This is a genomic window from Streptomyces durocortorensis, from assembly GCF_016901035.1.
In the GTDB taxonomy this organism is placed as follows: Bacteria; Actinomycetota; Actinomycetes; order Streptomycetales; family Streptomycetaceae; genus Streptomyces; species Streptomyces durocortorensis.
In genome coordinates this window covers 1-21790 of the sequence record NZ_JAFEUF010000002.1, presented here as the reverse complement: position 1 = coordinate 21790, position 21790 = coordinate 1, and the positions used below count along the sequence as shown (strand labels likewise).

Annotated in this window: 20 protein-coding genes and 1 pseudogene; 11 read left to right on the top strand and 10 right to left on the bottom strand. The window is 70.7% G+C overall.

Annotated elements, in window-relative coordinates; all coding sequences use genetic code 11:
* The first annotated feature begins 70 nt into the window (after positions 1 to 70).
* Together JS521_RS00650 and JS521_RS00645 are read left to right on the top strand one after the other, a co-directional pair.
* Complete coding sequence (locus tag JS521_RS00650) at positions 71 to 1234, top strand: polyamine ABC transporter substrate-binding protein (protein WP_205080755.1); 1164 nt, start codon at positions 71 to 73, stop codon at positions 1232 to 1234.
* Between the two features lie 54 nt (positions 1235 to 1288).
* Entirely contained in the window at positions 1289 to 1831 is a 543-nt protein-coding gene (locus JS521_RS00645; RefSeq protein ID WP_205080754.1) for a hypothetical protein, read from the top strand.
* Positions 1832 to 1892: 61 nt separating this feature from the next.
* On the opposite strand, the gene JS521_RS00640 is transcribed toward JS521_RS00645, so the two are convergent.
* The 6 genes from JS521_RS00640 to JS521_RS00615 form a co-directional block, all read right to left on the bottom strand.
* A complete protein-coding gene (locus JS521_RS00640) occupies positions 1893 to 3107 on the bottom strand; it encodes a serine hydrolase domain-containing protein (RefSeq protein WP_205080753.1) in 1215 nt (404 codons plus the stop codon).
* 77 nt (positions 3108 to 3184) lie between these two features.
* Complete coding sequence (locus tag JS521_RS00635; RefSeq protein ID WP_205080752.1) at positions 3185 to 3913, bottom strand: response regulator transcription factor; 729 nt, start codon at positions 3911 to 3913, stop codon at positions 3185 to 3187.
* A complete protein-coding gene (locus JS521_RS00630) occupies positions 3910 to 5124 on the bottom strand; it encodes a sensor histidine kinase (protein ID WP_443732172.1) in 1215 nt (404 codons plus the stop codon). The genes JS521_RS00635 and JS521_RS00630 overlap by 4 nt, the downstream gene beginning before the upstream one ends.
* Entirely contained in the window at positions 5124 to 5921 is a 798-nt protein-coding gene (locus JS521_RS00625) for an SAM-dependent methyltransferase (protein WP_205080751.1), read from the bottom strand. The genes JS521_RS00630 and JS521_RS00625 overlap by 1 nt, the downstream gene beginning before the upstream one ends.
* A 90-nt stretch (positions 5922 to 6011) precedes the next feature.
* The gene (locus JS521_RS00620; RefSeq protein ID WP_205080750.1) at positions 6012 to 6725 is read right to left on the bottom strand and encodes a glycerophosphodiester phosphodiesterase; all 714 of its coding nucleotides are present in this window, start codon (positions 6723 to 6725) and stop codon (positions 6012 to 6014) included.
* Positions 6726 to 6747: 22 nt separating this feature from the next.
* Positions 6748 to 7782 carry an adenosine deaminase gene (locus tag JS521_RS00615; RefSeq protein WP_205080749.1) on the bottom strand — a complete coding sequence of 345 codons (1035 nt, stop codon included), beginning with the start codon at positions 7780 to 7782 and terminating at the stop codon, positions 6748 to 6750.
* Positions 7783 to 7903: 121 nt separating this feature from the next.
* Between JS521_RS00615 and JS521_RS00610 the strand changes: the two genes are divergently transcribed.
* Positions 7904 to 8614 (top strand): DUF4190 domain-containing protein, encoded by a 711-nt coding sequence (locus JS521_RS00610; protein ID WP_205080748.1) that lies wholly within the window; start codon positions 7904 to 7906, stop codon positions 8612 to 8614.
* Positions 8615 to 8704: 90 nt separating this feature from the next.
* Here the strand turns inward: JS521_RS00610 and ybiA are convergent, their stop codons facing one another.
* The gene (gene ybiA / locus JS521_RS00605; RefSeq protein ID WP_307847727.1) at positions 8705 to 9205 is read right to left on the bottom strand and encodes a riboflavin biosynthesis intermediates N-glycosidase; all 501 of its coding nucleotides are present in this window, start codon (positions 9203 to 9205) and stop codon (positions 8705 to 8707) included.
* A 114-nt stretch (positions 9206 to 9319) separates the two neighbouring features.
* Positions 9320 to 9424 (bottom strand): annotated as a pseudogene (locus JS521_RS36320) (DUF1768 domain-containing protein); the annotation flags it as partial.
* Between the two features lie 207 nt (positions 9425 to 9631).
* Between JS521_RS36320 and JS521_RS00600 the strand changes: the two are divergent.
* From JS521_RS00600 to JS521_RS00565, 8 genes are all read left to right on the top strand, one after another.
* Complete coding sequence (locus tag JS521_RS00600) at positions 9632 to 11146, top strand: gamma-aminobutyraldehyde dehydrogenase (protein ID WP_205080747.1); 1515 nt, start codon at positions 9632 to 9634, stop codon at positions 11144 to 11146.
* A gap of 73 nt (positions 11147 to 11219) precedes the next feature.
* Positions 11220 to 12467, top strand: a complete 1248-nt coding sequence (locus tag JS521_RS00595; protein WP_205080746.1) for an ABC transporter substrate-binding protein — start codon at positions 11220 to 11222, stop codon at positions 12465 to 12467.
* A 61-nt stretch (positions 12468 to 12528) separates the two neighbouring features.
* Complete coding sequence (locus tag JS521_RS00590) at positions 12529 to 13686, top strand: ABC transporter ATP-binding protein (RefSeq protein WP_205080745.1); 1158 nt, start codon at positions 12529 to 12531, stop codon at positions 13684 to 13686.
* Positions 13683 to 14624 (top strand): ABC transporter permease, encoded by a 942-nt coding sequence (locus JS521_RS00585; RefSeq protein ID WP_205080744.1) that lies wholly within the window; start codon positions 13683 to 13685, stop codon positions 14622 to 14624. The genes JS521_RS00590 and JS521_RS00585 overlap by 4 nt, the downstream gene beginning before the upstream one ends.
* The gene (locus JS521_RS00580; protein WP_205080743.1) at positions 14624 to 15427 is read left to right on the top strand and encodes an ABC transporter permease; all 804 of its coding nucleotides are present in this window, start codon (positions 14624 to 14626) and stop codon (positions 15425 to 15427) included. The genes JS521_RS00585 and JS521_RS00580 overlap by 1 nt, the downstream gene beginning before the upstream one ends.
* Before the next feature lie 23 nt (positions 15428 to 15450).
* On the top strand, positions 15451 to 16866 hold the full coding sequence (locus JS521_RS00575; protein ID WP_205080742.1) for an NAD(P)/FAD-dependent oxidoreductase: 1416 nt from the start codon (positions 15451 to 15453) through the stop codon (positions 16864 to 16866).
* A 136-nt stretch (positions 16867 to 17002) separates the two neighbouring features.
* Entirely contained in the window at positions 17003 to 17509 is a 507-nt protein-coding gene (locus JS521_RS00570) for a hypothetical protein (protein WP_205080741.1), read from the top strand.
* 90 nt (positions 17510 to 17599) lie between these two features.
* A complete protein-coding gene (locus tag JS521_RS00565) occupies positions 17600 to 19423 on the top strand; it encodes a chitinase (protein WP_205080740.1) in 1824 nt (607 codons plus the stop codon).
* On the opposite strand, the gene JS521_RS00560 is transcribed toward JS521_RS00565, so the two are convergent.
* Positions 19389 to 20240, bottom strand: coding sequence for a phosphatase PAP2 family protein (locus tag JS521_RS00560; RefSeq protein ID WP_205080739.1), 852 nt, complete (start codon positions 20238 to 20240; stop codon positions 19389 to 19391). The two genes, JS521_RS00565 and JS521_RS00560, sit on opposite strands and share 35 nt — an antisense overlap.
* A gap of 148 nt (positions 20241 to 20388) precedes the next feature.
* A complete protein-coding gene (gene gabT / locus JS521_RS00555) occupies positions 20389 to 21729 on the bottom strand; it encodes a 4-aminobutyrate--2-oxoglutarate transaminase (protein WP_205080738.1) in 1341 nt (446 codons plus the stop codon).
* Positions 21730 to 21790 lie beyond the last annotated feature (61 nt).

Genomic DNA, 21790 nt, shown 5'->3' with positions numbered 1-21790 from the left:
CGCTTGGTCCATTGTCCGCGCGGCCGCCGACCGGCATTCTGCGCGGGTGCGAGCGATCAGGAAGAACCCCATGTCCCGCCGTTCCCTGCTGCGCGCCTTCGGGGCGGGAGCGGCCGGTGCCACCCTGGCCGGCTGCGGGGTGCCCGCGGCGTTCGTCGAGCCGGGGGACCGCGCCGGACACGACAGTTCCGCCACCGACCACACCCTGCACTTCGCCAACTGGCCGCTCTACATCGACACCGACGACGACAACGAGTCGAAGCGGCCCACGCTGGACGCCTTCTCGAAGCGGACCGGGATCTCGGTCACGTACACCGAGGAGATCAACGACAACGACGAGTTCTTCGGGAAGATCAGCCCGGCGCTGATGAACCACCAGCAGACCGGCCGGGACCTGATCGTCATCAGCGACTGGATGGCCGCCCGCTTCGTCCGGCTCGGCTGGGTCCAGGAGATGGACCGGGCGAAGCAGCCCAACGTCGCCAAGTACCTGGACCCGCTGCTGCGTTCCCCCGCCTTCGACGAGGGGCGCCGCCACAGCGTCCCCTGGCAGTCCGGGATCACCGGCATCGCGTACAACCGCAAGAAGCTCGGCCGCGAGATCCGGTCCACGGGCGACCTGTGGGCGGACGACCTGCGCGGCCGGGTCACCCTGCTCTCCGGGCTCGACGAGTCCTTCGCGCTGCTCATGCAGGGCAACGGCGTCGACATCACCCGCTGGACGGCCGACGACTTCCACACGATGTGCGAACAGGTCGAGAAGCGGGTCCGCTCGAAGCACATCCGCCGTTTCACCGGCAACGACTACATCAAGGACCTCGCCACCGGCGATGTGCTCGCCTGCCAGGCCTACTCCGGCGACGTGATCCAACTCCAGGCCGACAACCCGGACATCGAGTTCGTCGTCCCCGAGGAGGGTGCCGAGCTGTGGGCCGAGTCCCTGATGATCCCCAACCTCGCCCGCCACAAGCGCAACGCGGAACGCCTGGTCGACCACTACTACGAACCCGAGGTCGCCGCCGAACTCGCCGCCTGGGTCAACTACGTCTGCCCGGTGCCCGCCGCCCGCGACGTCCTGGCCTCCGCCAAGGACGGGGAGACGGCCGCGCTCGCCGAGGATCCGCTGATCTTCCCCGACGACGCGATGCGCGAACGGCTCGCCATCGCCCGCGACATCACCTCCGAGGAACGGATGGACTTCGCCAAGAAATGGAACGGCATCGTCGGCTTGTGAAGCGTTAACAGGGGTGCCGTAAAGGGGCGGTAAACACGGGCGTACGCTGCGGACATGAGCGAGCGACACGCCCTCACGCGGCGTATACGCAGGTGGTTGGTCTTCTTCATCGTCTGTCTGGTGTTGAGCGGTCTCACAGCCTTCCCGCTCGTCACCGAACTCCGCTGGACGGAGGACCTGCTGAGCGCCTCCGCCTCTCCGGTCCCCGAGCACTTCCCCGGTCTGATGGAGTGGATCACCCGGGTCAGGGAAGGGCTCGACACCATCGAGCGCGAGCAGCCCTTCATGCTGTACGGCACCGACTGGCTGGCCTTCGCCCACCTGGTCATCGCCGTCGCCTTCTACGGCCCCTACCGTGACCCGGTCCGCAACATCTGGGTCATCGAGTTCGGCATGATCGCCTGCGCCGGGATCATCCCGCTCGCCCTGATCTGCGGCCCGATCCGCGGCATCCCGTTCTGGTGGTCCGTGATCGACATGTCGTTCGGGGTCTTCGGCGTCATCCCGCTGCTGATCGTCCGCCGCATGATCAAGCGCCTGGAGGTGCTGGAACAGGCGGCGGCCGCGAACCCTCCGGCCGTTCCGGCGAGCGCCTGAGCCTCTCGGTGCGCCCCCCTGAGCCCCTCCCGGCGGCCGCTGGCTCAGGAGCGCGACCGGCTCACCCTGTGGACGGCGGGCCGAAGGCGGCGACCACGATGCCCATCGACGTGGCGTTCGTGTCCTTCCCCTTCGCGTCCGTCGCGCCCACGCTGTGGACCAGCGTCCGGGAGAGGTCGCGCGTGGCCGCCACCACCGTGTTGTACCCCCAGCGGCCGCCGCTCTTGCCCCACACCTGGCGGCCGCCCAGGGTGAGCACGGAGAGGCCGGCGCTGAACCGCGCCGGTTCCCCGGAGCCGTAGGTGCGCACCGAGGCGTCGGGCAGCGTGAACATCTCCTCCAGCAGCGGCCCGCGCACCACCCGCCCGCCGAACAGGGCGGTGATGAAGCGCTCCAGATCGGCGGTGGTCGAGATGATGTCCCCGGCCGCCCACCCGTCGGTCGGACCCCACACCGTGACATCCCGCAGTTCGACGCCCCCGCCCGCCGTCGCGAAGGCCTGGTAGCCGCGGTTGTGCGGGCCGCGGATCCCGGGGTCGGCACCGGGGAAGTACGTGGACCGCAGGCCGAGCGGGCACAGGATCCGGTCCGCGACCTCCTGGGCGTACGTGCGCCCGGTGACGCGCTCGATCAGCAGCCCCAGCACCGTGTAGTTGATGTTGAGGTAGTGCTGGCTGGAGCCCGGCGCGAACTCCCGCTTCTTCGATGTCGCCGAGGCCACCATGGCGTGCGGCGTGTGGACGTCGAAGCGGTGCGCGTACCACTCCTCCAGGTTCGTGCCCGGCAGATCCGCCGCGGGGATGCCGCTGGTGTGGTCGAGCAACTGGCGTACGGTCACCTCCCCGTACGCGGCCGGGATCAGGTCCGGCAGATAGTGCCGGGCGGTGCGGTCCAGGGACAGCTTCCGCTCGCCCGCCAGTTGCAGCACCGCGGCCGCCGTGAACACCTTGGTCACCGATCCCGCGCGGAAGCGGCCCGCCGGATCAGCCGGCCGGCCCGAGGGCAGTTCGTGCACACCGCCACTGCCGTGCCACGGCCCACCGGTGCCACCGACCCGGACGAGTGCCGAGACGGCGTCCTGGCGCGGGAGTCCGGCGATCGCGGCGCTGAGGGCCCGGGCGTCCGGAGCGTCCTGGTACCGGGGCGTCCCGGGCACCGTGAGGCGGGAGCCCGGAGCCCGGTCGGCGGGGGCGACGGCGGAGACGGGTCCGGCCGCCCCGCCTGCGATGCCGAGGACCAGAGCGGATGCCAGGAGCGTGCGGACGGATCTGTTCACCGGATGCCTCCGAGGGAGAGAGAGAAGTCGTCAACTGCTGCGTGACTTCATCCTGTTGGCCCGGGCGCTCCTGCGGATCACCCGCCCTGGCGGTCCTCGGCGGAGGTGTGGCTCCCGCGTGCGGGGGAGGGCGCACGGCCGTCTCCCCCGTCCGAGCCCCCCACCAACCCGGTCTCGTAGGCGCAGATGACGGCCTGGATGCGGTCGCGCAGACCCAGCTTGGACAGCACGTTGCCCACATGGGTCTTCACCGTGTGCTCGCTCACCACGAGGGCCGCAGCGATCTCCGCGTTGGACCGGCCCCGCGCCAGATGCAGCAGGGTCTCCCGCTCCCGGGCGGTCAGGACCTCCAGCCGGTCGGCCGGGGGCGCCGGCCGGCCCGGCGGGCGCGAGGTGTACTCGGCGATCAGCCGCCGGGCCACCGAGGGGGCGACCAGCGACTCCCCGGCGGCCACCACCCTCACCGCGTGCACCAGGTCGTCCCGCCGCACGTCCTTGAGCAGAAAGCCGCTCGCACCCGCGTGCAGCGCCTCGTACACGTACTCGTCCGCGTCGAACGTGGTCAGCATGACCGTCCGGCAGGACCCCGCGACGGCGATCTCCCGGCATGCCGCGATGCCGTCCAGCACCGGCATCCGGATGTCCAGCAGCGCGATGTCCGCCCCGAGCCGGGCCACCGCCGCCACGGCCTGCGCCCCGTCCCCGGCCTCCGCCACCACTTCGATGCCGGGCTGGGCGTCCAGGATCATCGCGAAGCCGCTGCGCACCAGCTCCTGGTCGTCGGCGACCACCACCCGGATCGTCATGCCCGCACCCCTTCCGCCCCGGGCGCGAGCGGCAGCCCGACGACCAGCTCGAAGCCGCGGCCGCCGGGGCCGCCCCCGGCCCGGCCAGTGCCGCCGTGCGCGGCGGCCCGCTCCTGGACCCCGATCAGCCCGAGCCCCTGGGTGGTCCCGGGCCCCTGCCCGTCGTCCCGCACCGTGACCGTCAACTCCCTCTCCCCGTATTCCATTTCCACGTCCACGCGGTCGGCCCGCGCATGCTTGACGACGTTCGTCAGAGCCTCCTGCACGATCCGGTACACGGTCGCCCCGGTGTCCTGCGGCAACGGGCGGACCCTCCCGGTCGTCGTGAAGGCGACCTCCGGGCCACCGGTGCGCACCCGCGCCAGCAGGGCCGGCAGCTCCGCGGGCCCCGGCTGCGGCGAACGGGGAGCGGGCGCCCGTCCGGGGCCGTCCTCGCGCAGCACCCCGAGCATCCGGCGCAGCTGCACCATCGCGTCCCGGCCCGTCTCGGAGATCGCGTCGAACGCGGCCTCCGCCCGTTCGGGGGCGGCGCGGACCGCCACCGGACCGGCCTCCGCCTGCACGATCATCAGGCTCACCGCGTGCGAGAGGATGTCGTGCATCTCCCGGGCGATCCGGGCCCGTTCGCGTGCCGCGGCCCGCTCCGCCTCGATCCGCCGGCCCAGCTCCGCCTGCCGGGCCCGGCCCTCCACCGCCGCCACATAGGCCTTACGGGTGTGGCTGAGCCGCCCGAAGGCGTACGCGGCGCCGAACACGAAGAGCGAGAACAGCAGCTCCCGGGCCTCACCCGTGTTCAGGGCCACCGAGGGGAACACGGCCGCACCGACCAGCACCGCGACCGCCAGCCGTCTGCGGGGCGGGGACAGCTCGGCGACCGTGTAGAACGTCACCAGACCGGCGTACGGCAACGGCTGGCCCGGACCGTCGACGGCCAGCGTGTACAGGGCGCCGGCCACGAGCACCGCCAGCAGCACGGTGACCGGCGCGTGCCGCCGCGCGACCAGCGGGAGCACCGTCAGGGTCGTCAGACCGTACGCGCCCCAGGTCGCCTCCGGCAGGTCCGGTGCGCGCGGCACGACGAACGGCATGGTCACCGCCGCCTGCACCGCGAGGGTGATCCACAGATCGACGGCCCGCGGCCCACGCAGCCGAGCCGGCAGGCCCCAAAGCCTGCCGTCGAACTGCCGCCTGCCGGGCGACGCCGGGCGCATCAGGCCTTCCGGGCCACCGCACCGAACTGCGCGACCTCCGGCTCCCGCGGGTTCGTCCGCCAGCGGGAGCAGGACACGATCCCCGGATCCAGGATCTCCAGCCCGTCCAGGAACGAGGCGAACTCCTCGCGGCTGCGGGCGGTGATCGGCGGGGTGGCGTTCTCGTTCCAGAAGCGCATCGCCGCCTCGTTGCCCTCGCCGCCCAGCTCCAGCGTCGGGTGGGTCAGCACCAGGTGGCTGCCCGGGGGCACCGCCGCCATCAGCGTACGGACGATGGACCGGGCCTCGTCCGTGTCCAGCACGAAGTTCAGGATGCCGAGCATCATCACCGCGACCGGACGCCCCAGGTCCAGGGTGGGCTGGGCGGCCCGCAGGATCTGCTCCGGACGGTGCGCGTCCGCGTCGATGTACTCGGTCGCGCCCTCCAGCGAACTGGTCAGCAGGGCACGGGCGTGGGCCAGCACGATCGGGTCGTTGTCGACGTACACGATGCGGGCGTGCGGCGCGGTGTGCTGGGCGATCTCATGGGTGTTGTTCCCGGTCGGCAGCCCGGTGCCGATGTCCAGGAACTGGTCGACGCCCGCGTCGCCCGCCAGATGGCGCACCACCCGGCCGAGGAACGCCCGGTCCGCGCGCGCCACTTCACCGATGCTCGGGTACATCCCGGTGACCTGGTCGCCCACCGCCCGGTCCACCGGGTAGTTGTCCTTGCCGCCCAGCCAGTAGTTCCACACACGGGCGTTGTGCGCGACATCGGAACGTATCCGGGCGGGGTCCGGCTGCGGGCGGGGGTCCATGACGGCTGCTCCTCGATGTCGGAGGGGCCCGCGTGCCGCGTGAGGCGTACGGCGGCGGGCGGTGCGGGGCCCTCCATCATGCCGGATCGATCAAGAGTCGCCGCGAGCAGGGGAATTGGTCAGCAGTCGGTGCAGGGTGTCGATCCGGTTGGTGGTGATCGAGTCGACGCCGCGGTCGATCAGCTTGCGCATCGTGCGCTTCGTGTCGGCCGTCCACGCGGAGACGAGCAGTCCGTCCCGGTGCGCCCGGTCCGCCAGCTCCCGGCTGACCAGGCCGAAGCGGTAGTTCAGCCAGCGCGGCTTCACCGCCGCCAGCAGCTCCGGGCGCGGCGGGGCCAGCGAGGTCCAGGTCAGGGCGATCTCGGCGGACGGGTCGGCGGCGCGCACCCGCAGCATCGCGTCCGCGCTCGCGCAGTAGTACGCCCGCTCGCCCGCCCCGCACTCGCGGACCGTGCCGACGATCTTCTTCACCGACGCGTCCGTGGAGCCCGGCAGGTCCACCATCACCCGGTGCGCCCCGGCGGCGAGCAGGGCCTCGCGGAGCGTGGGCACCCCGCCGCCGGTCAGCTCCTTCAGCTCCGCGTGGTCGATCCGGTCCACGCGCCGGTCATGGCCCCACAGCCGCTCCAGCGTCGCGTCGTGCAGCAGGACCGGCACCCCGTCGCGGGTCACCCGTACGTCGATCTCGACCGCGTCCGCCCCCCGTTCGAGGGCGGAGCGGATCGAGGGCAGCGTGTTCTCGCGGGCGAGGTACGGATCGCCGCGGTGCGCTACGGCGGTGACACGGGTGACGGTGTTGGCCATGGGGCCATTGTCGACGACCGGGTCAGCGGCCGGGGGTCCGGAGCCAGTTCGTCGTGTACGTGTCGATCTCCTCGGCCAGCTTGCGCTTGCCCGCCGGGTCGAGGAACGAGGCCTCCACGGCGTTCTTCGCGAGGTCCGCGATACCGCGCTCGTCCAGCTCCAGCAGCCGGGCGGCCACCGCGTACTCGTTGTTGAGGTCGGTTCCGAACATCGGCGGGTCGTCGCTGTTGACGGTCACCAGCACCCCGGCCTGCACCATCTCCCGGATCGGGTGGAGCTCGATGTCGGTGACCGCGCGGGTGGCGATGTTCGAGGTCGGGCAGACCTCCAGAGCGATCCGGTGCTCGGCCAGGTGCTCCAGCAGCTTCGGGTCCTGCACGGAGCTGGTGCCGTGGCCGATGCGCTCGGCGCGCAGCGCGGTCAGCGCGTCCCAGATCGTCTGCGGTCCGGTGGTCTCCCCGGCGTGCGGCACCGAGTGCAGCCCCTCGGCGATGGCCCGGTCGAAATAGGGCTTGAACTGCGGGCGGTCCACCCCGATCTCCGGTCCGCCGAGGCCGAAGGAGACGAGCCCGTCGGGCCGGTGCTCCACCGCGAGCCGGACGGTCTCCTCCGCCGACGCGAGCCCGGCCTCGCCCGGGATGTCGAAGCACCAGCGCAGGACCACGCCCAGCTCGGCCTCGGCGGCCTTGCGCGCGTCCTCTATGGCCTCCATGAACCCGACCTCGGGGATCCCCCGGCGGGTCGAGCTGTACGGGGTCACGGTCAGCTCCGCGTACCGGATGTTCTGCCGGGCCATGTCCCGAGCCACCTCGAAGGTGAGCAGCCGGACGTCCTCGGGGGTGCGGACCAGGTCCACCACCGAGAGGTAGACCTCGATGAAGTGCGCGAAGTCGGTGAAGGTGAAGTAGTCGGCCAGTGCCTCCGGGTCCGTGGGGACCTTGGAGTCCGGGTGGCGGGCGGCCAGCTCGGCGACGATCCGGGGCGAGGCCGACCCGACGTGGTGGACGTGGAGCTCGGCCTTGGGCAGCCCGGCGATGAAGGGATGCGGATCGGTCATCGGAATTCTCCCGGTTCGGCGTGACGTCGGCCGGGCGTACCGGCCGCACCGATCATCGCAGGCGGCGTCCGGGGCCGTCAGGTCTGGCCGTAGCATGACGGGACCACGATGGGGGAGGCCCATGTCAGACAACACAGAGCAGCCCGGGGGCGGGGCCGCGCCGCGCGATCCGTGGGCACCGCCGGACAGCACCAGGGTGGATCTGGGCAAGCAGGGCGGGCATACGCCGCCGCCCGCCGCGCACACGCCGCCCGCGGTCCACGACCAGCCGACCGTGACGTCGATGCCGAGCGCCGGACCGGGGGACGGCACCGGGCCGATACCCCAGCACGGCGGCTTCGGGCCCGCGCCCTCGGACGTACCGCCGCCGCCGATCGGCCCGAACGGCCCCGGCCACGCCGGCCCGCCGCCGGCCGCGCACTACGGCTACCCGGCCCCGCCCGCGCAGCCGTACGGCGGCTACCCGGGCTACGGCGCCTACGGCGCCGGTCCGGCCGCCTGGGGCCCGGCGCCCAACAACGGCCTGGGCACCGCCGCGATGGTGATCGGCATCATCTCGGTGGTCGGCTTCTGTATGTACGGCGTCAACATCGTCCTCGGCATCCTCGCGCTGATCTTCGGCATCATCGGCCTCGGCCGGGCCAAGCGCGGCGAGGCCACCAACCGGGGCATGGCGCTCGCCGGGGTCATCCTCGGCTCCGTCGGCATCGTCGTCGGCGCCGCGATCCTGGGCGCGCTCATCTTCTTCGCCTCCTCGGGCACGGACCGCGACTACGACGACTCCTACGACGACCCGTTCGCCACCTCGCTGGTCATCGAGGACCACCGCTAGCGGACCTCGCAGCGAACGCCACGACGACCGGCCGGGCAGGGAGCGATCCCGCCCGGCCGGTCGTCGCAGCAGAGTCTGTACGAAGACGCCTCAGCCCGTCGCGTCCGCCCGCAACCTCTCCCGGGCCTCCATCAGCGCGAAGCCCAGCAGATTCAGCCCCCGCCACTCCTGCGGCCGCTCCACCCGCTCGTCGTCCGCCGCGAGCCCGATGCCCCAGATCCGGTCCAGCGGGGACGCCTCCACCAGCACCCGCTCCCCGGTGCCCAGGAGATAGCCGCCCAGCTCCGGGTCCTGCCCGAACTTGTGCACGCTGCCCGCCACCACCAGGGCGAACCGCTCCCGTATCCACACGTCCTCGTCGAAGCCGCGCACCAGGCGCCCCGCCTTCTTCGCCGCCGCCGGGCTCTTCGCCGTCACCGCCGCCGCCTCGGCCTCCGGATCGCCGAAGAGCCGCGCCTTGCCCGCCATCATCCAGTGCTCGGCGCTCGCATATGTCACCCCGTCCACCGTGAACGGCGACGGCCACCACTGGCTCAGACAGTGAGGGCCTCCCTTGTGGACCGGGCCGGGCTCGCGGGCCCCGGCACGCACATCTGCGGCGTTGTCGTCGGTCACCAACGCTCCGCGTTGACTCCCTTCTCCGCCTTGCAGCTGCACGCACCGGACCCCGCTCCCTGATCCGGCCCGGTCCACAAGGGAGGCCCTCGCACCGGTCCGTCCGTCGGGCCGCGGGCGGTGCCCCCAGAACGGCAGATACTTCACCCGCTTGCCCCGCGCCACGGCCGCCAGAAGTTCATCGATCGGTCCCATGGCATGTGAGTGTGGCATCCGCCACTGACACTCCGTACGGGGATTTCCGCACCGACACGACACATGGTCGACAGATTCCGTCGCGTAACCAAAAGGCAACAACGGAATCACTTGTTGGGCTTGAACCCCTCTGTCAGGATCGGCACTCAATTCACGAAGAAGCTACGCCGACCCCGCCCAGCGGGTACAGCGGCGGAGGAGAGCGTCATGAGCAACGGCTTCCAGGTTCAGGACCGCTTCGCGGAAGGTGCGCAGTACATCGGCGGCAAGCTGCTCCCCGGCACGTCCGGCCGCCACCACGACATCGTGAACCCCGCGACCGGCGAGAGCGTGCTCCGCTACGAGCTGGCGGGCACCGAGGACGTGGACGCGGCGGTCGCCGCCGCCCGCGCGGCCTTCCCCGGCTGGTCAGGCGCCACCCCCGGCGAACGCTCCGAAGCGATGCACCGGTTCGCCGCCGTCCTCGCCGAGCAGGCCGACGACTTCGCCTACGCCGAGTCCCTCCAGTGCGGCAAGCCGATCAAGCTCTCCACCGAGTTCGACGTGCCCGGCACCGTCGACAACGCCGCCTTCTTCGCGGGCGCGGCCCGCCACCTGGAGGGCAAGGCCGCCGCCGAGTACGACGGCGACCACACCTCGTACGTACGGCGCGAGGCGATCGGCGTCGTCGGCTCCATCGCCCCCTGGAACTACCCGCTCCAGATGGCCGCCTGGAAGGTCCTCCCGGCCGTCGCTGCGGGCAACACCATCGTCCTCAAGCCCGCCGAGCTGACCCCGCTCACCTCGCTGATGTTCGCCCAGGCGGCCACCGAGGCGGGTATCCCGGACGGCGTCATCAACATCGTCACCGGCGCGGGCAAGGACGCCGGCGAACACCTCGTCGGCCACCCGGACGTCGTGATGACCTCCTTCACCGGCTCCACCGCCGTGGGCAAGCGGGTCGCGGAGATCGCCACCGCCACCGTCAAGCGCCTCCACCTGGAGCTCGGCGGCAAGGCCCCCTTCGTGGTCTTCGACGACGCCGACCTGGAGGCCGCCGTGCACGGCGCGGTCGCCGGATCGCTCATCAACACCGGCCAGGACTGCACCGCCGCCACCCGTGCCTACGTCCAGCGCCCCCTCTACGACGCCTTCGTCCGGGACGTCGCCGCGCTCATGGAGACCGTCCGGCTCGGCGACCCCTTCGACGCGTCCACCGACCTCGGCCCCCTCATCAGCCACGCCCAGCGCGACCGCGTCGCCGCCTTCGTCGAACGCGCCCGCGGCTACGCCCGGGTCGTCACCGGCGGCGAGGCCCCCGGCGGGGAGCTGGCGGACGGCGCGTACTACCGGCCGACCCTCATCGCGGACGCCGCCCAGGACAGCGAGGTCGTCCAGTCGGAGATCTTCGGCCCGGTCCTGGTCGTCCTCCCCTTCGACACCGACGACGAGGGCATCGCGCTCGCCAACGACACCCCGTACGGACTGGCCGCCTCCGCCTGGACCCGCGACCTGTACCGCGCGAACCGCGCCACCCGCGAGATCCAGGCGGGCTGCGTGTGGGTGAACGACCACATCCCGATCCTCTCCGAGATGCCGCACGGCGGATACAAGGCCAGCGGCTTCGGCAAGGACATGTCGGCGTACTCCTTCGAGGAGTACACGCAGGTCAAGCACGTCATGTACGACAACACCGCGGTCGCCCGCAAGGACTGGCACCGCACGATCTTCGGGGACCGATAGCAGCTGCCGCATCCCGGGGCCCGACCACGACCGCGGGCCCCCGCGGCCTCCCACCCGAAAGGGCATACAGCGTATGGAGAGTTACGAGCCCGAGCGCCTCACGCCGGTCCAACTGGCGGCCATGAGGCGGTCCCTGACCAGCGGCAGGGGCGCCCTCACCCGCCGCTCCCTGCTGCGCGCCTCCGGCATGGGCGCGCTCGCGATCGGCGGCATAGCCACCCTCGGCGCCTGCGGCATCCCGCCCGCCGGTCGCGCCGAGGGAGCAGCCGCCGCCGACGACCACTCGGCCAAGGAGAAGGTGCTGAACTTCTCCAACTGGACCGAGTACATGGACGTGAGCGAGGACGAGAAGAGCCGCCCCACCCTGGAGGCGTTCACCAAGCGCACCGGGATCAGGGTCAAGTACACCGAGGACATCAACGACAACGTCGAGTTCTTCGGGAAGATCAAACCGCAGCTCGCGGCCGGCCAGAACACCGGGCGCGACCTCATCTGCGTCACCGACTGGCTCGCCGCCCGCATCATCCGGCTCGGCTGGGCCCAGAAGCTCGACCCCTCGAACCTCCCGCACGCCTTCGCCAACGTCTCCGCCCAGTTCCGCACCCCCGACTGGGATCCGGGCCGCGCTTACTCCTATCCCTGGACCGGTATCCCGACCGTCATCGCGTACAACGTGAAGGCGACCGGCGGCCGCAAGGTCGACTCCGTAACCCAGCTCCTCGACGACCCGAAGCTCAAGGGCCGCGTCTCCTTCCTCTCCGAGATGCGCGACACCATCGGCATGACCCTGCTCGACCAGGGCAAGGACCCGGGGAAGTTCACCGACGCCGACTTCGACGGCGCGATCGGCCGCCTCCAGAAGGCCGTCGACAAGAAGCAGATCCGCCGCTTCACCGGCAACGACTACACCGCCGACCTGAGCAAGGGCGACATCGCCGCCTGCGTCGCCTGGGCCGGGGACATCATCCAGCTCCAGGCCGACAACCCGGACATCGAGTTCGCCATCCCGGCCGCCGGTTACATCACCTCCAGCGACAACCTCCTGGTCCCCGCCCAGGCCCGGCACAAGACCAACGCCGAGAAGCTCATCGACTACTACTACGAGCCGCCGGTCGCCGCCCAGCTCGCCGCGTACATCAACTACGTCTGCCCGGTCGACGGCGTACGCGAGGAACTCGCCAAGATCGACGCGTCGATGGCCTCCAACACGCTGATCCTCCCGGACAAGGAGATGGCGGCGAAGTCCCGCTCCTTCCGCTCCCTGAGCACGGAGGAAGAGACGGCGTACGAAGAGAAGTTCGCCAAGCTCATCGGCGCCTGACCGGGCACGTTCCGGCCTCTGCCCTCTCCGAACTCCCCCGAACACACTGGGACTGCGACCCATGACACAGCAGCAGCAGACCGCGGGCGGCGATGTCCGCCTCGCCGGGATCAGCAAGACCTACGGCTCCTTCACCGCCGTGCACCCGCTCGACCTGACCGTTCCCCAGGGCTCCTTCTTCGCCCTGCTCGGCGCGTCCGGCTGCGGCAAGACCACCACCCTGCGGATGATCGCGGGCCTGGAGGAGGCGACCACCGGCACGGTCTACCTCGGCGGCAAGGACATCACCGACCTGCCCCCGTACAAGCGGCCCGTCAACACCGTCTTCCAGAGCTACGCGCTCTTCCCGCACCTCGACATCACCGAGAACGTCGCCTTCGGGCTGCGCCGGCGCGGCATCAAGTCGGTGAAGAAGCAGGTCGACGAGATGCTGGAGCTGGTCCAGCTCGGCGACTTCGCCCGCCGCAAGCCGCACCAGCTCTCCGGCGGCCAGCAGCAGCGCGTCGCCGTCGCCCGCGCCCTCATCAACCACCCGCAGGTCCTGCTGCTCGACGAACCCCTCGGCGCCCTCGACCTCAAGCTCCGCCGACAGATGCAGCTGGAGCTGAAGCGGATCCAGACCGAGGTCGGCATCACCTTCGTGCACGTCACCCACGACCAGGAGGAGGCCATGACCATGGCCGACACCGTCGCGGTGATGAACGGCGGCCGCGTCGAACAGCTCGGCGCCCCCGCCGACCTCTACGAGAACCCGCGCACCACCTTCGTCGCCAACTTCCTCGGTACCTCCAACCTCATCGGGGGCGAGATCGTCTCCACCGGCGAGGACCTGGTGGTGGCCGCGAGCGGCGGGAAGCTCGCGCTGCCCCGCGAGCGATGTTCGGCCTCCTCCACCGCCGCCGGCGGCCGTCTCCTCCTCGGCATCCGGCCCGAGAAGATATCCCTGGCCCATGCGGACGACGCCGATGACATAGCCGCCGGCCGCAACCGCGTCACCGGCCGCATCGTCGACTCCAGCTTCATCGGCGTCTCCACGCAGTACGTCGTCGAGAGCCCTGCCGGCAAGGCCCTCCAGGTGTACGAGCAGAACATCGAGCGCGACACGCGGCTCCTCCCCGGTGCCGAGGTCGTCCTGCACTGGAACCCCGCCCACACCTTCGGCCTCGACGCCGGCCAGGACATCGACGCGGGCGCCACCAGCGTGGAGGACGCGGAGTGAGCCTCACCGAAGCGCCGCCCGCGCCCCCCGCCGAGCCCGAGGAGCCCCGGAAGCTCACGCTCCGCAAGCCCTCCACCCGCAAACGCCTCGTCCCCTACTGGCTGCTGCTCCCCGGCATCCTCTGGCTGGTCGTCTTCTTCGCCCTGCCGCTCGTCTACCAGGCCTCCACCTCCGTACAGACCGGCTCGCTGGAGCAGGGCTTCGAGGTCACCTGGCACTTCCAGACGTACGTGGACGCGCTGCGCGAGTACTACCCGCAGTTCATCCGGTCCCTGCTGTACGCGGGCACCGCCACGATCCTGTGCCTGCTGCTGGGCTACCCGCTCGCCTACCTCATCGCCTTCAAGGCGGGCCGCTGGCGCAACCTCGTCCTGGTGCTGGTCATCGCCCCGTTCTTCACCAGCTTCCTCATCCGTACGCTGGCGTGGAAGACGATCCTCGCCGACGGCGGCGCGGTCGTGGACGTGCTCAACACGCTGCACGTCCTGGACGTCACCAGCTGGCTCGGCTGGACCGAGTCCAACCGGGTCCTGGCCACCCCGATGGCCGTCGTCTGCGGTCTGACGTACAACTTCCTGCCGTTCATGATCCTGCCGCTCTACACCTCGCTGGAGCGGATCGACGGCCGGCTGCACGAGGCGGCGGGCGACCTCTACGCCACCCCCGCCACCACCTTCCGCAAGGTGACGTTCCCGCTCTCCATGCCCGGCGTGGTCTCCGGCACCCTGCTGACCTTCATCCCGGCCAGCGGCGACTACGTCAACGCCGAGCTGCTGGGCTCCACCGACACCAAGATGGTCGGCAGCGTCATCCAGAGCCAGTTCCTGCGGGTCCTGGACTATCCGACGGCCGCCGCGCTCTCGTTCATCCTCATGGCGATCGTCCTGCTGATGGTCACCTTCTACATCCGCCGCTCCGGGACGGAGGACCTGGTCTGATGCCCGTACTGCGCTGGATACGCCGGAACCTGATCGTCATCGCGGGTCTGCTGACCCTCGCGTACATGATCCTGCCGAACATCGTCGTGATGGTGTTCTCGTTCAACAAGCCCAACGGGCGCTTCAACTACGCCTGGCAGCAGTTCTCGCTGGACGCCTGGAAGGACCCGTGCGGCGTCGCCGACCTGTGCGGCTCACTCTCCCTCTCGCTCCAGATCGCCTTCTGGGCGACGCTGGGGGCGACCGCGCTCGGCACGGCGGTCGCGTTCGCGCTGGTCCGCTACCGCTTCCGGGCGCGCGGCGCGATCAGCTCGCTGATCTTCCTGCCGATGGCGATGCCCGAGGTCGTCATGGCCGCATCCCTGCTCACGCTCTTCCTGAACATGGGCGCCCAGCTCGGCTTCTGGACCGTGCTGATCGCGCACATCATGTTCTGCCTCAGCTTCGTGGTGACCGCCGTCAAGGCGCGCGTCATGTCGATGGACCCGAGACTGGAGGAAGCCGCCCGCGACCTCTACGCGGGCCCCGTGCAGACCTTCGTACGGGTGACCCTTCCCATCGCCGCCCCCGGCATCGCGGCGGGAGCGCTGCTCGCTTTCGCGCTCTCGTTCGACGATTTCATCATCACGAATTTCAACGCGGGCTCCACCGTCACGTTCCCCATGTTCGTCTGGGGATCGGCCCAGCGCGGCACACCCGTGCAGATCAACGTCATCGGCACCGCCATGTTCGTCATTGCGGTACTGATGGTTCTTGTCGGCCAGCTCATCGCGAGCCGCCGCAAGAGCAACGCTCGAAACTGAAATTCCTGAAGGAGTTGGAAACCATGGCCCCAGTTGCCATGCGTACTGCTGCAGAATCCCTTTCCGGCGCCAAGCCGGTCTCCTACTGGCTCGACGACCCGGCCAAACCCGACGCGCTCCCCGCCCTCACCGGCGACGAGCACACCGACCTCCTGGTCGTCGGCGGCGGCTACAGCGGCCTGTGGACCGCGCTCATCGCCAAGGAGCGCGATCCGGAGCGGGACGTCGTCCTCATCGAGGGGCACGAGGTGGGCTGGGCCGCCTCGGGCCGCAACGGCGGCTTCTGCGCCGCCTCCCTCACTCACGGGCTGGCCAACGGCGTGGAGCGCTGGCCCGACGAGATCGCGCGGCTGGAGGAGCTGGGGGAGCGGAACCTCGACGCCATCGAGGCCGCCGTCGCCCGTTACGGCATCGACTGCGAGTTCGAGCGGACCGGTGAGATCGACGTCGCCACCGAGCCCCACCAGCTCGAAGAGCTGCGGGAATGGCACGAGGAGATCGTGAAGCTCGGCATCACCGGCGTCGACTTCCTGGACCGTGACGCGCTGCGCGCCGAGGTCGACTCACCGACCTTCCTCGGCGGCCTCTGGGACCGGCGCGGCGTCGCGATGCTGCACCCGGCGAAGCTCGCCTGGGGCCTGAAGCGGGCCTGCCTGGAGCTGGGCGTACGGATCTACGAGCACACGCGCGGACTCGACCTCGTCCGTTCGGGGGAGGGGATGGCGGTCCGCACCCCGTACGGCAGGGTCTTCGCCCGCCGGGTCGCGCTCGGCACCAACATCTTCCCGTCGCTCGTCAAGCGGGTCCGGCCGTACACCGTGCCGGTCTACGACTACGCGCTGATGACCGAACCGCTCACCCCCGAACAGCTCGAATCCATCGGCTGGAAGGGCCGCCAAGGGCTCGGCGACAGCGCCAACCAATTCCATTACTTCCGCCTTTCCGCGGACAACCGGATCCTGTGGGGCGGATACGACGCGATCTATCCGTACGGGGGCCGGCTCAGCGCCGATCTCGACCAGCGCCCGGAGACGTTCCTGAAACTCGCGGAGCAGTTCTTCACCTGCTTCCCGCAGCTTTCCGGGCTGAATTTCACACATGCCTGGGGCGGCGCGATCGACACCTGTGCCCGCTTCACGGCATTCTTCGGAACGGCCCATCAGGGGCGGGTCGCCTATGCCGCCGGATTCACCGGACTCGGCGTCGGGTCTACCCGGTTCGGGGCCGACGTGATGCTCGATCTGCTCTCCGGCGAGGAGACCGAGCGGACCCGTCTGGAGATGGTCCGCTCCAAGCCGATGCCCTTCCCGCCGGAGCCCTTCGCCTGGGCCGGGATCGAGATCACCAAGCGGTCCCTGGCCCACGCCGACACCAACGGCGGCCACCGCAATCTGTGGCTGAAGACCATGGACAAGCTGGGTCTCGGCTTCGACAGCTGACACCCTGTCCAATAATGTGACTCACGTCACGGCCATTCGTGGCTCCAACCCGCGTCATAGTCGGGGTCGAACTCTCTCTCGCACGTGTACCCACCGGTAGAACCCTGCCGGTGTCCACGTCAACGGGAGGCTGGTCATGACGGGACCGGAAACGAAGGCCGCGGTCGAGTGGCTCACATCGGTGGCACCGGACCCCGGCGCCTGCCGGTGGGAATGGGAGCGCAACCCGCAGGGGATCGCTCTTCTTCCCGCCGGCAGGCGCTGGGACGTGCTGATCCTCCCCGGTGAGCTCGGCTATCCGACGCTCGACGTCCTCACACGCCTCGTCGACCGTCCGGGCCCGGTCCTCGCCGACTTCGGGGAGTCCCGCATGGGCTTCTTCGTCCCGCCGGGCACCGTCTCCCGCTGGATCGGCACCGGGATCAGGGGGTGCGGCCAGGGCACCTGGATCGTCGTCCCGTACCCGGGGCGCGCCACCGGGGGAGTGCGCTGGCTCATCCCGCCGGACGGCTCGGGAACCCTCACCGACGCCGCACTCCTCGAACTCGCGATGCACGAGGCGGCGGGCTCCGCGGCCGGCGATGCCCGCGATGCCCGTGGCGATCGTGATGCTCATGACGACCGCGGCCGCCCGGAGGGCTGAGAGCGACTGCCAGAGGTCTTGACAACCTGATTGGTCTGGACCATGTTGTGCGCACGTCACTCGCCGACTTCCCCCTGCGCGGAGGCTGTTGTGGAACGCACCGGACCAACCGTCAGATTCTCCGGACTTCTGGCCGCCGCCACGGCCGCCGTGCTCGCCGCCGGTGCCCTGGTCGCCACGGCACCGGCGGCCGGTGCGGCGGACGTGGACCTGGCCCGCAACGGCGGCTTCGAGTCGGGGCTCGACGGCTGGAGCTGTACGGCCGCCAGCGGGGCGGCCGTCTCCACCCCGGTGCAAGGCGGCACCAAGGCGCTGAAGGCCACCCCGGCCGGCAGCGACAACGCCAAGTGCTCCCAGACCATCACGGTCAAGCCCAACTCCTCGTACACCCTGAGCGCCTGGGTCCAGGGCAGTTACGTCTACCTCGGCGCCACCGGCACCGGCACCACCGACGCCTCCACCTGGACCCAGTCCTCCGGCGCGTGGAAGCAGCTCACCACCACCTTCAGGACCGGCCCCTCCACCACCTCGGTGAGCGTCTACACCCACGGCTGGTACGGCACCCCCGCCCACTACGTCGACGACCTCACCCTCGTCGGCCCCGGCGGCGACCCCGTGGTGATCCCGGCCGTCCCCGCGGGCCTGAAGACCACCGCGATCACCTCGTCCTCCGTCGCGCTCTCCTGGAACGCCGTGTCCGGCGCGAGCGGCTACAACGTCTACCGCGGCGGTACGAAGGTGGCGACGGCCACCGGCCCCTCCGCCACGGTCACGGGGCTGACCCCCTCCACCGCGTACAGCTTCCAGGTCGCCGCCACCAACGCGGCCGGGGAGTCCGCGAAATCGGCGGCGATCACGGCGACCACCACGGCAGGCGGAGGAGGCGGCGACACCAAGCTCCCCGCCCGCGCGCTGGTCGGCTATCTGCACTCCAGCTTCGCCAACGGCTCCGGCTACACGCGGATGGCGGACGTGCCCGACTCCTGGGACGTCGTCAACCTCGCCTTCGGCGAGCCCACCTCCGTCACCTCCGGCGACATCCGCTTCTCGCTCTGCCCCGTCGCCGAGTGCCCGAACGTCGAGTCCGAGGCGGAGTTCAAGGCCGCGATCAAGGCCAAGCAGGCCGCGGGCAAGAAGGTGCTGATCTCGATCGGCGGCCAGAACGGACAGGTGCAGCTCGCCTCCACCGCCGCCCGGGACGCCTTCGTCACCTCGGTCTCGAAGATCATCGACACCTACGGTCTCGACGGCCTCGACATCGACTTCGAGGGCCACTCGCTCTCCCTCAACACGGGAGACACCGACTTCCGCAGCCCGACCTCACCGGTGATCGTCAACCTGATCTCCGCGGTGAAGTCCCTCAAGGCGAAGTACGGCTCCGACTTCGTCCTCACGATGGCGCCGGAGACCTTCTTCGTGCAGCTCGGCTACCAGTTCTACGGCTCGGGCCCCTGGGGCGGCCAGGACCCGCGCGCAGGCGCGTACCTCCCGGTCATCCACGCGCTGCGCGACGACCTGACCCTGCTGCACGTCCAGGACTACAACTCGGGCCCGATCATGGGGCTCGACAACCAGTACCACACCATGGGCGGCGCGGACTTCCACATCGCGATGACCGACATGCTGCTCGCGGGCTTCCCGGTCGCGGGCAACACGAGCCGCGTCTTCCCGGGCCTGCGCCCCGACCAGGTCGCCATCGGCCTCCCGGCCTCCACCCAGGCGGGCAACGGCCACACCACCCCGGCCGAGGTCAACAAGGCGCTCAACTGCCTGATCAAGAAGACCGACTGCGGCTCCTACCAGACCCACGGGACCTGGTCCGACCTGCGCGGCCTGATGACCTGGTCCATCAACTGGGACCGCTTCAACAACTGGGAGTTCAGCCGGAACTTCGACGCCTACTTCGGCAACTGACCCACCACAGGGGCGCCAGCACCAAAGGCCCCAGGCACCAACTGGCCAGCACGTCCAGCGGCCAGTGGTAGCCGTGCAGCACCAGACCGATGCCCGTCGCCGTGGTCAGCAGGATCGCGGCGACGGGCATCATCCACGCCCGGGGCCAGGAGGCCTCCCGCAGCCACGCAGGACGTGGCAGCGCCAGCAGCACAAGGACGGTCGCCCCGTACGCCACGGCCGCCGTCGCCGTATGACCGGACGGGTAGTAGTTGACCGCCTCGGTGAGCGGCCCCTGCCGGGCGGTGGCCACCTTCAGCGGGATCACCAGCGCGGGCACCGCCGCCATGGTGAGGGCCGCGTACACGGCGAGCCGCAGGGCACGGCGCCACAGGGCGTACGCGAGCGCGCAGGTCAGCACCGGCAGCGCCACCGCCATCCCGCCGAGGTCGGAGAAGACCTGGGTCAGTCCGGCCGGACCGCGCTCGAAGAGCTTCGCCCCCACCCGCTCGTCCAGCCGCAGAAGCGGCCCCTCGACGGCGACCTGCCAGGTGATCAACGCGAAGAGGGCCACGAGCAGACCGAGAGCGCCGAAGACGTATCCGGATCCGGAAACGAGGGAGGCCGGCCACCCGGGAACAGGGGGGGTTGTTCCGGGATGGCCGGCGAGATCGGTTCGCCGCGCGCCCCGGGGGGTATGGGGCGGGCGGCCGTCCGATCGGTGAGGAGTCCCGGAGCCATCGGCTCCGGTGTGCGCGAACGCACGCCCCGGGCTGCGCTGGGGGAGCCCCGGCCCGGAGTCGGGCGCGGTTTCCCCCGGCCGAGGTGTTTCTCTCATCTGCAGAAACCGTACGGCAGCGAAGGCGCGGCCGACAGCCACGACCGCCTCCCGCCATCGCCCCCGCACACGTTCTTCACAGGCCCTCACCCGGATGCCGGACGGAAGCGGCACGGGGCCGCCGCCGTACGCGCCCGGGTTCGAGGAATCAGAGCGTGCCGAACGCCCGCTCGATGATGTCGAGGCCCTCGTTCAGCAGGTCCTCGCCGATCACCAGCGGAGGCAGGAAACGCAGGACGTTGCCGTACGTGCCGCAGGTCAGGACGAGCAGCCCCTCCGCGTGGCAGGCCTTCGCGAGCGCGCCGGCCGCTTCCGGGTTCGGGTCCTTCGTGCCGGACTTCACCAGCTCGATCGCGATCATCGCGCCGCGGCCGCGGATGTCGCCGATGATGTCGCCGTTGGGCAGCTTGGCCTGCATCTCGGCGAGGCGGCCCTTCATGACCTCCTCGATGCGCCGGGCCTTCCCGTTCAGGTCCAGCTCGCGCATCGTCTCGATCGCGCCCAGCGCACCGGCGCAGGCGACCGGGTTCCCGCCGTACGTACCGCCCAGGCCGCCCGCGTGCGCGGCGTCCATGATCTCGGCGCGACCGGTCACGGCGGAGAGCGGCAGACCGCCCGCGATGCCCTTGGCGGTGGTGATCAGGTCCGGGACGACGCCCTCGTCCTCACAGGCGAACCACTGGCCGGTGCGGCAGAAGCCGGACTGGATCTCGTCGGCGACGAACACGATGCCGTTGTCCTTGGCGAACTGGGCGATCGCCGGGAGGAAGCCCTTGGCCGGCTCGATGAAGCCGCCCTCGCCGAGCACCGGCTCGATGATGATCGCGGCGACGTTCTCCGCGCCGATCTGCTTGGTGATCGCGTCGACGGCCTGCGCGGACGCCTCGGCACCGGCGTTCTCGGCACCGGTCGGCCAGCGGTAGCCGTAGGCGACCGGGACGCGGTAGACCTCGGGCGCGAACGGGCCGAAGCCCTGCTTGTACGGCATGTTCTTCGCCGTCATGCCCATGGTGAGGTTGGTGCGGCCGTGGTAGCCGTGGTCGAAGACGACGACGGCGGTGCGCTTGGTGTACGCGCGGGCGATCTTCACCGCGTTCTCGACGGCCTCGGCGCCCGAGTTGAACAGCGCGGACTTCTTGGCGTGGTCGCCCGGCGTCAGCTCGGCGAGCTGCTCGCAGACCTCGACGTACCCCTCGTACGGCGTGACCATGAAACAGGTGTGGGTGAAGTCCGCGAGCTGCGCGGAGGCCCGCCGCACGACGGCCTCGGCGGACGCGCCCACGGAGGTCACGGCGATCCCGGACCCGAAGTCGATCAGCCGGTTGCCGTCCACGTCCTCGATGATCCCGCCGCCCGCACGGGCGGTGAACACCGGCAGGGTGGAGCCCACACCTGCGGCGACGGCCGCGGTACGCCGAGCCTGCAGCTCGACGGACTTCGGGCCGGGGATGGCAGTGACGACGCGGCGCTCCTGCGGGATTGCGGTCATGCGGGGCTCCTGGGGGTGTTTCGGACGCTCTTCTCCTCGCAGGCTAGGGGTGGGGGAGGGG